Below are 11532 nucleotides of genomic sequence, written 5' to 3'. Positions count from 1 at the left end.
TTATTAAAGCTCTTTTTCTTTTGTTTATTTAAAAACCTTACGTCCATAATCTAAGATAATATTTCTCAAAAAGTCTGGCAATATATATTTTTTCTTCGCATATTTAAAACTTGGATAAAAATAACCAAACGTAAATAAATCTAACGTTACTAATTTATAAGAGCGAGCCGTATCTGCTATTTCTCCATTTATGAGTAGCTGTCGATCTTCATTCATTGAAAAACCATATAACAGCATCTTGCCAAAGATGACACCTCTGAAGCCTAACCCTTTTAATTCTATAAAAGGCCATTCCTCATTTTTTGATTGTAACAAAATTTCCTTTAATTCTATTGCTGATAATTCAATCGTGCATAAATTAATAGGATGTGGGAAAATCCTATGCAAGTCAAGTGCAGTTACTGCCCCTTTAGGTAGTCCATTCAAAAAAATCCCGGCATTAAACATTGCACAATCCGCACCGCTCTTCTCTAAAATTGCCTTTGCAAATAAATTAGAAAGCTGTGAGTAATGAAACCACTCTTTATTATATGCTTTCGGTGTTGTAAAAGCAGGTATATTCAGTAACTGTTCCCCTTCTTGTTCCAGTAATGAAAGAAACTTATCCTCATTTTCAATAGCAGGTAAACTTTCATTATGAATTAAAATATCTGTTTTTCCAATAAGTGTACATATATCTTTATCATATTCTAAAACAAGGTGTCCTGTAAACTGCCCGAATTTCCCTCCTCCTGTTAGTAACACATCGTTAACTATCTTTCCATTCGAGAAGATATGGTGTGTATGTGAGCCAAAAATAACATCAATCTCTGGACATTCTTCAGCTAACAGCTCATCTTCCGTAATCCCTAAATGTGACAAGCAAACAACAATGTCAGCTTCTTTACGTAGTTGATGAGCTAAACGAATTATCGTACTTCTTGGCTCATCGATATCCCAATCCAATTCCTTATAGAAGACTTCAAACATAGCAGTCGCTGCAATAACCGCAATTTTCGTACCATGCTCAGTCGTTAGCATGACATATGGCTTCATCCACGCTGGGTTTTCACCGTTAGTGGCCTGCAAATTAGCAATAACCACATCAAAATTAGCTTCATCATATAAATGATAAAGCTCTTCGTGAGATAATGTTATACCTTCATTGTTCCCAAGTGTCACAACATCATATTGCGCTTCATTTAATAGGGCCACATTCCCTTTACCAATAGTTGCATCCGTGTATATATTTGATCGATCTAAATGGTCGCCAACATCAAATAAAAAGCTTGTTTCACTGCGTGCTGCAAATTCAGCTCTTTTATTTTTCACATAATTTTGCATACGTGGCCAATATTTAAAATGACTATGCACATCATTCGTGTGAAAAATATGGATTTTCTCAATCATTTAAGCCACCTCTTCTTTACAATCAATTACGCCTCAGCGAAATTGTACCTGCTACTGACGCTTTGCTTTCGCGCATAAAACATCTGCTACTGCCGCTTTGCTTTCGCGCAAAAACATCTGCCGCTGACGCTTCGCTTTCGGTACATGAAACCATTTGCTGAATTAAAATAAACCATCCAATATTGAACGAATTCCAAGTAATAACAATATAATTCTTAATGCAAATATAAGTGTATCTGATTTGATTTTTTTATTTAAAGCTGCCCCTATTTTTGCACCAATGTACGCTCCCGGAATGACCGGAATTGTGTAAATCCACGGTACATTCCCTAAATAAATATGGCTAGCCGAGCTCACGAGGGATGACAAAAAAACCATGAACATCGATGTTGCAACTGCCACATGTGGTGGGAATAAAAATAGAATAATCATCGCTGGCACCAGCATTGAACCGCCACCTATGCCAAACAAACCTGATGCAAAACCAATTGAAAATGTCAGTAAAATTGCAAACCAAATTGGATATCCATAAACGTAACTATTTCCCTCTGTATCGGTAAATTCACGTTTAACACCATTTTTCAAAAACCATTTTACTGGTTTTATTTTGTCTCGTACAAGTAAAATTATCGATAATATAATAAGCAAAATACCAAAATATAAATTAAAAGAGGGTAAGTCTAATCCTTTATTGATCCACGCACCCAAAATAGTACCTGGTACACTACCTATAAAAAAGATAAAGCCACTTTTATAATCGACTGTTTTCGTTTTCATATAACTTATTGTCGAAGCTAGTCCTGTAAAAATCATCATCACTACAGATAATCCAACAACCTTCTGTGGTGTCATATCAGGAATCATCCCTAAGTTTAAACCAATAAACAAAGTAGCTGGCACTAAAATTGCACCGCCACCTAATCCAACAAGTGCGCCGATAATACCAGAACAAAGCGCAATAAATACTAAAAGAATAAATTCCATTATAGTTCTCCTTCAAACATATTTAACTGTTTCGGGGCTAATCCATCATCTTTTATGGCTAAAATATTTTGCAGTTCCTTTGCATTTTTTGCCGCATGTTGACCAGAATTATTATTAAACAACACAAAAATCTCATCAGTCTGTGATTGAAGACTTTTTATATTTTGCCCAAGTTGCTGTAATTCTTCCCTATTGTAATCATATAAAAAGCGAACTTTACGCCAATTTTCCGTATTCCCTGTATTACGCCAACCATGAATATTACGCCCATGAATACGAATTAAGGCTTTTTTGGCTGTTGCTACAGGATAGAACGGTACTGAGCCTGCACCTGCCTGTGGTTCATCACAAATGGTATGAATAAACTTATTTGTTCGTAGAAAATCCATCGTTTGCTCTCGGAAATTTTCCGCATACCATGTTTGATTGCGAAATTCGATCGCAACATCAAAATCCTTCAGTTGCTGCCTCACATACATTAAATACTGTACATTTTTTGCCTGACAATCAAACCACGGCGGAAACTGCGCAAGCACCATTGCCAGCTTACCATGTCGCTTAAACTCATCGGCACATTTGATGAATGCATTAAACATATCATTTTTTGTCTCGAATGGAATATCTCCTCGTAAATGACCCGTCATTCCTTGATACGCTTTTACAACGAAATGAAAACTACTTGGAGTTCCCTCACACCACTTCCGTACATTGTCAACAGAGGGAATCGCATAAAACGATGTATCCACCTCTACTACTAAAAAATGCCCTGTATAATCAAATAATTTATCCTTCGAGGCAGTCACTTCACTATATAGCAAAGGATGGTCGCCCCACCCTGTTAACCCTACTCGAATCAAGTGACTCACCCCTTTATGTAACATTATCATAGCACACACCGTCCAAATACGAATGCCCACATGACAAAAAAAATGCGACTAAAGCTAACGCAGCTTTAATCGCATTCCTATCAACAAATAATCAGCCGATAGAACCTTCCATTTCAAACTTGATAAGGCGGTTCATTTCTACTGCGTACTCCATTGGTAATTCTTTTGTGAATGGCTCGATGAAGCCCATTACGATCATTTCAGTTGCTTCTTGTTCAGAAATACCACGAGACATTAGATAGAATAATTGTTCTTCAGAAACTTTTGAAACTTTTGCTTCATGCTCTAAAGATACGTTATCATTTAAAATTTCGTTGTATGGAATTGTATCTGAAGTCGATTCGTTATCCATAATTAATGTATCACATTCGATGTTCGCACGAGCGCCAGTAGCTTTAGGACCAAAACGTACTTGACCCATGTAAGACACTTTACCGCCTTGTTTAGCAATCGATTTAGATACGATTGTTGAAGATGTGTTTGGTGCTAAGTGAACCATTTTTGCACCCGCGTGTTGGTGTTGGCCTTTACCAGCAATAGCGATTGATAATGTCATACCACGAGCGCCTTCACCCTTAAGGATACAAGCAGGGTATTTCATTGTAAGTTTAGAACCGATGTTTCCGTCGATCCATTCCATTGTACCGTTTTCTTCAACAACTGTACGTTTCGTTACTAAGTTGTAAACGTTGTTCGCCCAGTTTTGAATAGTCGTATAACGGCAGTATGCATCTTTTTTAACAATGATTTCTACTACAGCTGAGTGTAGAGAGTTTGTTGTATAAACAGGAGCTGTACAACCTTCAACGTAGTGTACTGAAGCGCCTTCATCAATGATGATAAGCGTACGTTCAAATTGACCCATATTTTCAGAGTTAATACGGAAGTAAGCTTGTAGTGGTGTTTCCACTTTTACGCCTGGTGGTACGTAAATGAATGAACCGCCTGACCATACTGCTGAGTTCAAAGCAGAGAACTTGTTGTCAGTGTAAGGAATAACTGTACCCCAATATTTTTTGAAAATATCTTCATTTTCGCGAAGTGCTGAATCTGTATCTTTGAACACGATCCCAAGGTCTTCAAGCTCTTGTTTCATGTTGTGGTATACAACTTCAGATTCATACTGAGCTGATACACCTGCAAGATATTTTTGTTCTGCCTCAGGAATACCTAATTTATCGAAAGTAGCTTTGATTTCTTCAGGTACTTCATCCCAAGATTTTTGAGTTGCTTCAGATGGTTTTACATAGTACGTAATTTCATCGAAGTTTAATGAGCCAAGATCGCCACCCCATTGAGGCATTGGTTTTGCATAGAAAGTTTCAAGTGCTTTTAAGCGGTACTCAAGCATCCATGCCGGCTCTTTTTTCATATTTGAAATTTCACGGACGATTTCTTCAGTTAAACCACGTTTTGAACGGAAAATCGATACGTCCTTATCATGGAAGCCGTATTTGTAATCTCCGATATCAGGCATTTTTTTAGCCATTATTTCTCCTCCGTTCACAAATTATTATTCTTTTGTCTAGGCTAATGCGCCATCCCCTCGAGGTCGCTTCGATCCCTCAGATGAAAGCTAAAAAGTATGCTTTCACTTCGGGCTCTCCAGCGCTTGAGGCTCACAGGATGTGAGTCATTCCGGCAATGCCGCATGGACGCGGCGTTTTTGCCGGTCGGGGATAAACGGGCGCTTTAGCACTTTTACTCTTTTACGCCTTTTTCCATTGCTTTCCAAGCCAATGTTGCACATTTAATACGTGCGGGGAACTTCGCGACACCTTGTAGTGCCTCAATATCCTCAAGGTCGTATTTTTCACTATATTCTTCACCCATCATCATTTTGGAGAAAATTTCTGCAAGCTCGAGGGCTTCTTCAATTTTTTTCCCTTTGATGATTTGTGTCATCATGGATGCAGAAGACATCGATATTGAGCAGCCTTCGCCGTCAAATTTCGCATCTTCGACAACACCATCAGTCACTTTTAGCGTTAAGTGAATGCGGTCACCACATGTTGGATTATTCATATCGATCGTAACAGCATCATTATCTAAAGACCCTTTGTTACGAGGGTTTTTATAGTGATCCATGATGACTGAACGGTATAGTTGATCTAAGTTATTAAAAGACATCGTTGAAATACTCCTTCGCCGAACGCAGACCTTGAACTAAGCGGTCAATATCTTCTTCTGTGTTGTACAAATAGAAGCTTGCACGCGCTGTAGCTACTTGTTGAAGACATTTCATCAGTGGTTGAGCGCAATGGTGTCCTGCACGAACAGCAATGCCGCCCATATCAAGAACTGTTGCCACATCATGTGGATGTACATCATCTAAATTAAATGTCACAAGTCCACAACGCTTCATTGGATCACGTGGGCCAAAAATTTTAAGTCCGTTAATTGTTTCAAGCTGATCCATTGCATAACCTACAAGCTTATGCTCATGTGCAGCAATGTTATCAAGCCCTACTTCAGTTAAGAAATCAATTGCAGCACCTAAACCAATTGCACCTGCAATGATAGGTGTTCCGCCTTCGAATTTCCACGGTAGTTCCTTCCAAGTTGAATCATGTAATCCAACAAAGTCGATCATCTCGCCACCAAATTCAATTGGTTCCATTTTTTCAAGGTGCTCTTTTTTACCATATAGTACACCGATTCCAGTCGGTCCGCACATTTTATGACCTGAGAATGCAAAGAAATCACAGTCTAAATCTTGTACATCTACAACTGCATGTGGCACAGCTTGAGCACCGTCCACTACCATTACCGCACCATTTTCATGTGCAATTTTAGCAATTTCCTTCACAGGGTTAATCGTACCAAGAACATTTGAAACCATCATAATCGAAACAATTTTTGTATTTGGCGTAATGGTTGCACGCACTTTTTCAAGGTCAAGTGTACCATCAGCCTCTAAATCGATATATTTTAAAGTAGCTTTCTTTTCCTTTGCAAGCTGTTGCCATGGAATAATGTTTGAGTGGTGCTCCATATGTGTAATGACAATTTCGTCACCTTCAGAAACATTCGCACGACCATAGCTAGCTGCTACAGTGTTTAAAGCAGTTGTCGTACCACGTGTAAAGATAATCTCTTCCGTTGACTTTGCATTGATGAATTTACGAACTTTTTCACGCGCGCCTTCATATCTGTCCGTTGCACGATTCCCTAGTGTATGCACACCACGGTGAACATTAGAATTATCAAATTCATAATAGTGCTTTATCGCTTCAATAACTTGAATTGGCTTTTGAGAAGTAGCTGCGCTATCAAGGTAAACAAGCGGGTTGCCGTTTACTTCCTGATTTAAAATCGGGAAAAAGCTTTTAATGTCTTTATTCATCATTAGCGAACTTTCCTTTCGATGACCTCCGTCAGTTGCTTTTTAACGCCTTCGATTGGTAATTGCGTAACAACTGGCGCAAGGAATCCATGGATAACAAGGCGCTCTGCTTCTGTTTTTGAGATACCACGACTCATTAGGTAGTAAAGTTGTAGTGGATCTACTCGTCCAACAGATGCTGCGTGTCCTGCTGTTACATCATCTTCGTCGATTAATAGGATTGGGTTAGCATCACCACGTGCTTTTTCAGAAAGCATTAGTACGCGTGATTCTTGTTGTGCATCAGCTTTCGTTGCACCCTTTTCAATCTTACCAATCCCATTAAAGATTGATTGTGCTGCTTCTTTCATCACACCGTGTTTTAAAATATGACCGTTCGTATTTTTACCCCAGTGGCGAACTTCTGTCGTGAAGTTTTGTTTTTGCGTTCCGCGTCCAACAACGACTGTTTTTGTGTCTGCTTGAGAGCCATCACCTATAAGGTGTGAAATATTTTCAGAGATAGTATCTGAATCATTCATTAAGCCAAGTGCCCAGTCAATTTTAGCATCACGTGCTAAACGTGCACGACGATTTACATAAGTAGTATAACCTTTTGCAAGTACGTCAACCGCACCATAAGTTACTTGCGCGTTGTCCCCAGCAATTACTTCAGCAATAATGTTTGCTTGGCCTTTTGCTTCTTCAACAGTTGAAATATACGTTTCAACATAAGTAACTGCCGAGTTAGCTTCTGCAACAACTAACACATGATTGAAAAGTGAAGCTTCTGCATTGTCGTTTAGGAAAACAACTTGAAGAGGTTGTTCTACGATTACATTTTTAGGTACGTATACGAATACACCACCATTAACTAATGCTGCATGTAACGCTGTTAATTTATGTTCATCTACTTTAACTGCTTGTGTCATGAAGTACTTTTCAACTAGTTCACTATGCTCACGCACTGCAGTTAACATATCTGTGAAAATAACACCTTTGTCAGCAAGTTCTTGAGAAACTTTAATGAAAGCTGGTGTGTTATTACGTTGGATATATAAGTTTTCTTGTGCTTCAAGGTCGATTAAACCTTTTGCTTCTTCTGGTAGTGCATCAAGTGAAGCGAATGTATCGCTCACTACTGTATGCTCCGGAAAATTCATGAAATCCCATTTTGTAATGTTCGTTTTATCTGGTTTTGGCATATCTAAACCAGCTGCTTTGTCTAGTGCTGCCTCACGAAGTGCTGTAAACCAAGTTGGTTCACCATTTGCTTCAGAGAACGAGCGCACGTCCTGTTCAGTTGCAGGCAAGTTAATTTCCACTGTCATGCTAGTTCGTCCTCCTTTTTATGCTTCTTGTACTTCTGTTTCGTCTTCGATACCTAATTCTTTTTTAATCCAGTCGTAACCCTCAGCTTCTAAGCGTTGAGCTAACTCTGGACCACCAGATTTAACAACGCGACCTTGCATCATAACGTGCACATGGTCTGGTGTGATGTAGTTAAGTAATCGTTGATAGTGAGTGATCATTAAGCAACCGAAGCCTTCGCCGCGCATTTTATTGATGCCTTTAGAAACAACTTTCAGTGCATCGATATCAAGACCAGAGTCAATCTCATCAAGAATAGCGATTGTTGGTTTTATCATCATTAATTGAAGAATTTCATTACGTTTTTTCTCTCCGCCTGAGAAACCTTCGTTTAAGTAACGTTGGGCCATATCTTCATCCATTTCAAGGAATTCCATGTTTTTATCTAGCTCACGGATGAATTTCATAAGAGAAATTTCATCGCCTTCTTCACGACGTGAATTGATTGCAGAACGTAGGAAATCAGCATTTGTTACACCAGCAATTTCTGATGGGTATTGCATTGCTAGGAAAAGACCTGCTTGAGCGCGCTCATCTACTTCCATTTCTAGTACATCTTCTCCATCAAGTTCTACTGAACCTGAAGTTACTTCATATTTAGGATGACCCATAATAGCAGAAGCTAAAGTAGATTTACCTGTACCATTTGGACCCATGATTGCATGGATTTCATTTGTATTAATTGTAAGGTTTACGCCTTTTAAAATCTCTTTCCCGTCGATTGCAACGTGAAGATCTTTAATTACTAAAGTTGACATGAAATTACCTCCATAGTGTGTTCATAGAATGGGAATCCATTCCTTAATTATTATCATTCTAATCTTAACTGAAAATACTTCTCTATGCAAACCATTTTAACTACTTTCGTTTATCTATACATAAATCTTGAAAAACAAAGGATTTGGAAGCATTTTCAGAAGTTTGCTATTGAATACTGATATTGAGAATCAGCATCCTCCATTTTCAATAAAAAGAAGCTAATTGAGAATTGATTTCATCTAGCTACATAGTGAATACCTCGTAAAAAACGCCAATTGTAGCCGTTTTGTGACAGTTATACACAAATAACAATACACATACTATACCCTTTCTCATTAAAATGGAACCAAAGAGAAAATACTTTTGGGTACCTAAAAATAGTTGCTTTACAATTTCACATCCAAGGATTACGTTGCTATTTTTCAATACTAAAAAAATCTCCATAGCAGAATGAGGAAACCTTCAAATGTGCATATACCCATTCTAAAACACCCTTGAGCTTCGTAAATTACAAGGAATAGCTTTCTCTTCCATAAAATATTTACAATAATTATATTTACGATCATATTTTTTCATAAGTACTATATAATTGAGACATATTCAATCTTATTTTTCGATTAATGGAGGTGAAGATCCAGTGGAATTACGTCAATTACGCTATTTTGTTGAGGTTGCTGAACGAGAACATATTTCAGAAGCGGCAGTCCATCTACATGTCGCACAATCTGCAATTAGCCGCCAAATAGCCAATTTAGAAGATGAATTAGGCACACCACTTTTTGAACGTATTGGACGAAATGTGAAATTAACTCCAATCGGCAAAGTTTTTCTTGAACATACAATTACTGCGTTAAAGGCAATTGATTTTGCAGCAAAACAAGTTGAGGAATATTTAAACCCAGCAAAAGGTACGATTAAAATCGGCTTTCCTACTAGTTTGGCAAGCTATGTATTACCAACCGTTATTTCAGCGTTTAAACAAGAATATCCAGATTTACAATTCCAACTCCGACAGGGCTCTTATAAATTTTTAATAGATGCTGTAAAAAACCGTGAGTTGAACTTAGCCTTTTTAGGCCCACTCCCACCAAAAGACGAGGCGATTCAGCCGACCATTTTATTCACTGAAAACATCGCTGCTTTACTACCTGCGAATCACCCTTTAGCAAAAAAAGAGAGCATACAGCTCGCTGACTTACGCAATGACCAATTTGTATTATTTCCAGAGGGCTATATTCTACATAAAGTCGCAATGGATGCTTGCCGTGCTGCAGGCTTCTTGCCAAATATCATTTCAGAAGGCGAGGACTTAGATGCATTGAAAGGACTTGTCGCTGCTGGTATTGGTGTCAGCTTAATGCCTGAAAGCACACTTTACGATTCGGCAGCCAGATTTACCACAAAAGTACCAATTACATCACCAACAATTCCAAGAACAGTTGGGATCATTTCACCGATTAACCGTGAAATTGCCCCATCCGAGAAAATTTTCTTAGACTTTGTGAAGGTTTTTTTCTCACGTCTATCGCAATTCCAATAAAAAATACCCAATGGATTTCACGCTATCCATTGGGTATTTCTATTATTTTTCTTTACCGTTGAAACGGTCAACAATCATCGTCAACGCACCATCACCAGTAACATTTGTTGCCGTACCAAAACTATCCTGTGCTAAGTATAAGGCAATCATCAATGCTACCATTGTTTCATCGAAGCCAAGCATTGATTGAAGTAAGCCAAGCGCTGCCATCACTGCACCACCTGGAACACCAGGAGCTGCTACCATTGTGACGCCTAGCATGAAAATAAAGCCAGCATATTGTGTAAAGCTGATATCCATACCATTCATCATCATTACGCCAAGTGAGCATGTTACAAGTGTAATCGTACTCCCCGATAAATGAATTGTCGCAAAAAGTGGCACTGTGAAATTCGATACTTTCTCTGAAGCACCTGTTTTTTGTGTCTGACGAAGTGTAACAGGTATTGCGGCTGCCGAAGATTGTGTACCTAGAGCTGTAAAATATGCCGGTAACATTGCTTTAATCAGCGCAAATGGATTTTTCTTATTTAACGCACCTGCTGTTGTAAACTGAATGAGTAACATCACCCAGTGCATAATAATGATTAACAAGAACACAACCGCAAATACTGATAAGATTTTCGCTACTTGACCACCGAATGTCATATTCAAGAAAATACCAAAAATATGGAAGGGTAATAATGGGATAATTACAAAAGAAATTACCTTTTCAATAATTGCATTAAATTCCTCAAATCCGCGTTTCATCACGTCGCTGTTAATAGAAGCCATCCCAATCCCTACGATAAATGCAAAGATTAATGCTGCCATCACGTCCATTAGCGGGGTCATTTCTACGCTAAAGAAGGCTTGCGCTAAAAATTCTTCTGGATTCTCCATGCTTGTCGCGCCTTCATTTGAAATGAAGTTCGGTAGCACATTACGTGCTACGAAGTAAGCAATAAAGCCTGCTACTAATGTTGAAAAATACGCAAAGAACGTGGCTAAGCCAAGTAATTTCCCTGACCCTTTACCAAGTTGTGCAATACCTGGTGCGATAAATCCAATTATAATTAATGGTACTACGAAGTTTAAGAAGTTACCGAATAAGCCATTAAATGTTGCAAACACACGTACAAATGGCTCTGGCATAAAGTTACCGAGCAGTACGGCAAGCAAGATAGCTATGATAATCTTCGCAAGTAAACCAAATTTAAGTTTCACTGTTATGTCCTCCCTGTAAAAACAACTGTCTTCCCTAGATGTAATATCAATAATTTATCACAAAAAACCGA

10 protein-coding genes are annotated in these 11532 nt (G+C 38.4%); 1 reads left to right on the top strand and 9 read right to left on the bottom strand.

Going from position 1 to position 11532, the window contains the following annotated elements:
* Positions 1-24: 24 nt before the first annotated feature.
* The 8 genes from AEA09_RS01835 to sufC form a co-directional block, all read right to left on the bottom strand.
* Complete coding sequence (locus AEA09_RS01835) at positions 25-1389, bottom strand: bifunctional metallophosphatase/5'-nucleotidase (RefSeq protein WP_053582217.1); 1365 nt, start codon at positions 1387-1389, stop codon at positions 25-27.
* 162 nt (positions 1390-1551) lie between these two features.
* A complete protein-coding gene (locus AEA09_RS01830; RefSeq protein ID WP_053582216.1) occupies positions 1552-2373 on the bottom strand; it encodes a sulfite exporter TauE/SafE family protein in 822 nt (273 codons plus the stop codon).
* Positions 2373-3230, bottom strand: a complete 858-nt coding sequence (locus tag AEA09_RS01825; RefSeq protein WP_053582215.1) for a DUF72 domain-containing protein — start codon at positions 3228-3230, stop codon at positions 2373-2375. Before AEA09_RS01825 ends, AEA09_RS01830 begins: the two co-directional genes overlap by 1 nt.
* Positions 3231-3351: 121 nt before the next feature.
* Entirely contained in the window at positions 3352-4749 is a 1398-nt protein-coding gene (gene sufB / locus AEA09_RS01820; protein ID WP_053582214.1) for a Fe-S cluster assembly protein SufB, read from the bottom strand.
* Positions 4750-4961: 212 nt separating this feature from the next.
* Positions 4962-5390 (bottom strand): Fe-S cluster assembly sulfur transfer protein SufU, encoded by a 429-nt coding sequence (sufU, locus tag AEA09_RS01815; RefSeq protein WP_053582213.1) that lies wholly within the window; start codon positions 5388-5390, stop codon positions 4962-4964.
* Entirely contained in the window at positions 5380-6609 is a 1230-nt protein-coding gene (locus tag AEA09_RS01810; protein ID WP_053582212.1) for a cysteine desulfurase, read from the bottom strand. The genes sufU and AEA09_RS01810 overlap by 11 nt, the downstream gene beginning before the upstream one ends.
* Entirely contained in the window at positions 6609-7916 is a 1308-nt protein-coding gene (gene sufD, locus AEA09_RS01805; RefSeq protein WP_053582211.1) for a Fe-S cluster assembly protein SufD, read from the bottom strand. Before sufD ends, AEA09_RS01810 begins: the two co-directional genes overlap by 1 nt.
* Positions 7917-7934: 18 nt before the next feature.
* The gene (sufC, locus tag AEA09_RS01800) at positions 7935-8714 is read right to left on the bottom strand and encodes a Fe-S cluster assembly ATPase SufC (protein WP_053582210.1); all 780 of its coding nucleotides are present in this window, start codon (positions 8712-8714) and stop codon (positions 7935-7937) included.
* 638 nt (positions 8715-9352) lie between these two features.
* Here sufC and gltC point away from each other — a divergent pair.
* Positions 9353-10255, top strand: a complete 903-nt coding sequence (gltC, locus tag AEA09_RS01795; RefSeq protein WP_053582209.1) for a glutamate biosynthesis transcriptional regulator GltC — start codon at positions 9353-9355, stop codon at positions 10253-10255.
* Between the two features lie 42 nt (positions 10256-10297).
* On the opposite strand, the gene AEA09_RS01790 is transcribed toward gltC, so the two are convergent.
* The gene (locus AEA09_RS01790) at positions 10298-11461 is read right to left on the bottom strand and encodes a dicarboxylate/amino acid:cation symporter (RefSeq protein ID WP_053582208.1); all 1164 of its coding nucleotides are present in this window, start codon (positions 11459-11461) and stop codon (positions 10298-10300) included.
* Positions 11462-11532 lie beyond the last annotated feature (71 nt).

Origin of the sequence: Lysinibacillus contaminans, from assembly GCF_001278945.1 — a bacterium.
In the GTDB taxonomy this organism is placed as follows: Bacteria; Bacillota; Bacilli; order Bacillales_A; family Planococcaceae; genus Lysinibacillus; species Lysinibacillus contaminans.
The sequence above is the reverse complement of the archived record's forward strand: the minus strand, read 5'-3'. Positions and strand labels throughout refer to the sequence as shown.

Bases quoted from the DNA above. Each gene is read 5' to 3' on its own strand.
- AEA09_RS01835 (WP_053582217.1), bottom strand. From the start codon at position 1,389: ATGATTGAGAAAATCCATATTTTTCACACGAATGATGTGCATAGTCAT.
- AEA09_RS01830 (WP_053582216.1), bottom strand. From the start codon at position 2,373: ATGGAATTTATTCTTTTAGTATTTATTGCGCTTTGTTCTGGTATTATC.
- sufB (WP_053582214.1), bottom strand. From the start codon at position 4,749: ATGGCTAAAAAAATGCCTGATATCGGAGATTACAAATACGGCTTCCAT.
- sufU (WP_053582213.1), bottom strand. From the start codon at position 5,390: ATGTCTTTTAATAACTTAGATCAACTATACCGTTCAGTCATCATGGAT.
- AEA09_RS01810 (WP_053582212.1), bottom strand. From the start codon at position 6,609: ATGATGAATAAAGACATTAAAAGCTTTTTCCCGATTTTAAATCAGGAA.
- sufD (WP_053582211.1), bottom strand. From the start codon at position 7,916: ATGACAGTGGAAATTAACTTGCCTGCAACTGAACAGGACGTGCGCTCG.
- sufC (WP_053582210.1), bottom strand. From the start codon at position 8,714: ATGTCAACTTTAGTAATTAAAGATCTTCACGTTGCAATCGACGGGAAA.